The following is a 1,716-nucleotide window of genomic DNA, read 5'->3' on the forward strand; positions in this document are numbered from 1 at the left end:
CTGCGGGGGCTGGGGTTCGGTGCGGTGTTCGGGCTGATGTTCCTGTGGTACTCGGGCTGGTACCTGTGGGCGGCGCCCGGCGTCCTCCTGCTCGCCCTGGGCACCTTCCCGTGGCGCAAGGGCCGTACGGCCGTGATCCGGGCCCTGGTGTTCGTCGGCGTCACTCTGGTCGGCGCCGCGGCCGTGGCCTCCCCGCTGCTCTATCAGATCCTCACGCTGGGCGCGGACGTTCCCGACCGCTACGCCTACCTGACCGTCTACATCGATCCGGCGTACGTGCTGGGCTGGGCCTCGGACCGGTCCGGGACACTGGACTTCCACACCTGGCCGGTGGCCGGTGAGCTGGCCGGCCAGACCGGGTTCGCGCTGCTGCTGATCGCGGGTGTGGGGCTGGGCATCGGTCTGGGGCTGAAGAACATCGCGGTGCGGGCGGCGGCGGCGACGCTGGCGGGTGCGTGGCTGATGCGGTTCTGGTTCGCCTCGCACATGGCGCACAACAAGGCGATCCAGCTGTACCCGCGGACGACGTGGATCATCATGTACTGCCTGATGATCCTGGCGGTGCTGGGCCTGATGGCGGTGGTGGACCGGGGGACCGGCTGGGGCAACCGGGCGCTGGCCGCCAAGGACTCCACCACCCAGGTCATCCCGGGCCGGGTGATCCGCCAGCTCGCGGCCGGCATGGTCTGCGCGCTCGCGCTGTTCGCCACCATGGGCGCCTCCTGGTCGGTCAACCGCTACATGCCGGAGGACCAGTCCAAGGGCACCATGGGCCTCGACGCCTGGCGCGCCCACACGATCAAGAAGCCCAACGGCAAGTGCCCGAAGTACTCGCCCGTCTCCCGCTGCGCCGACCCGATCGTCAAGGACTGGAAGCCCAGCGCCGACGACGGCTACATCTGGTGCGGCAACGTGGCCGAGGCGGACTGGCCGGCGGTCTGCGGCCGCAAGGCCCCCTGGCTGGACCAGGCGCAGAAGTAGGCTCGGAGCCGACGACCGGGGCCGGCGGAGCACTCCGCCGGCCCCGGTCGTCGTACCGCGGCCCGTCGGGCCGGCACGGTCGCGGAGCCGGCCCCGGGGGCCGCCCGACAATCCAGGGGGACGCATGACCACGAACGCACCCGCTCCGCCCGGGCCCGGGCGCTCCGTCCGGGGCCGCCTCTCGGCCCGGGTACCGGCTCCCCGCCGCCCGGAGCCGGGAGGCCCGCGGCCCGCCGGGCGCCGCCGTCCGTCCCGGCGCACGTGGTGGGCGGCCGCCGAGGCATCGGCCGCCCTGCTGGCCGCACTCGGCTTCGCGGCCCTGTCCACCACGGTCGACCTGAACCCCCTGGTCCGGATCGACCAGGTCAGCGGTCTCGCCGAACTCCAGCTGTACGTCGCGCTGCTCGGTCTGCCGCTGCTGGCGCTGCTGGTGTACACCGCCTACCGGGGTTCGGTGCTGCGGCACCAGCTGGTGAAGCGGCTGGTGTGCGCGGCGCTCGCGGGCCTGTCCACCGGCGTGATCGCCGGCGGCACGGTGCTCGCGCTCAGCGGCACCTCGGCGCCGCTCGGCGGCCAGGACGGCGACCCGAGCACGCTGGTCGCGATGGCCAACTCCATGCTGCACGGCCACCACCTGCCCGGTGTCTATCCGCCGGGGTTCCCGGCGGCGATCGCTGCGTGGTCGGAGATCCGGTACGGCGGTGTGGGTGGTGCGGGGTACGCGTTGCACGATCT

At 73.3% G+C, this 1,716-nt stretch carries 2 protein-coding genes; both read left to right on the forward strand.

Translation table 11 applies throughout. The features are described from left to right. On the forward strand, positions 1–981 hold a 981-nt coding region (locus AB0D08_RS40720), incomplete at its 5' end, for a hypothetical protein (RefSeq protein ID WP_359895418.1). Between the two features lie 124 nt (positions 982–1,105). After that, a partial coding sequence (locus AB0D08_RS40725; protein WP_359895419.1) for a hypothetical protein occupies positions 1,106–1,716 on the forward strand: 611 nt, incomplete at its 3' end.

It is taken from the genome of Kitasatospora sp. NPDC048540 (genome assembly GCF_040651175.1).
Taxonomy (GTDB): domain Bacteria; phylum Actinomycetota; class Actinomycetes; order Streptomycetales; family Streptomycetaceae; genus Kitasatospora.